Origin of the sequence: Chromobacterium sp. ASV23 (assembly GCF_016428945.1) — a bacterium.
GTDB classification, from domain to species: Bacteria; Pseudomonadota; Gammaproteobacteria; order Burkholderiales; family Chromobacteriaceae; genus Chromobacterium; species Chromobacterium sinusclupearum.
Genome location: NZ_JAELTR010000167.1, coordinates 1 through 516, shown reverse-complemented (window position 1 = coordinate 516; position 516 = coordinate 1). Strand labels below are relative to the sequence as shown.

The window sequence follows — 516 nt, the reverse complement described above, 5'->3', positions numbered from 1 at the left end:
GATGTGTATAAGAGACAGGTGCATTTTTATCGAGAAATACTTCTAAGTCATTTCTAGCACGCTCTTCTGTAATATGTCTTGCAAATTCCCCATACCCCATACTCTTTGGCTTTCGATAGCCTAAATCGAGACGAATGAATAAGATACGCGAGTACGACTCAAAAACCGAATCTAAATATTTTTCCACACTTCTACTATTTTTATTGACTCTTCTGTTGCTAGAATTGACTGCCTGTTTAAATTCTTTACTCTTTGCAGCCAATCTGAATTGATCTACAAACTCATTCAAAATTCTGACCTTTTCTTTCAATTCCACCTTCTTCGGCTCCCGCCCCCTCCACAAGGCTTCAAGAATTCCAGATTCATTTACAACACGTAAGAATGTTGTGATCTCTACACTTAATTCAAGATCAGACAAATGTTCTATAAGCACAGGGCCAGTTAACGAATAAAGAACCTTAGTCAGCAGATAGCCTAGTTCGGTCTCATAAAGAAACAAATCAACCGGTTTAGTAG

1 protein-coding gene is annotated in these 516 nt (G+C 38.0%); it reads right to left on the bottom strand.

Annotation, left to right across the window (positions count from 1 at the left end):
* Positions 1 to 516, bottom strand: a 516-nt coding sequence (locus JHD59_RS22100; protein WP_199155851.1) for a hypothetical protein, incomplete at both ends; no start/stop codon positions are given.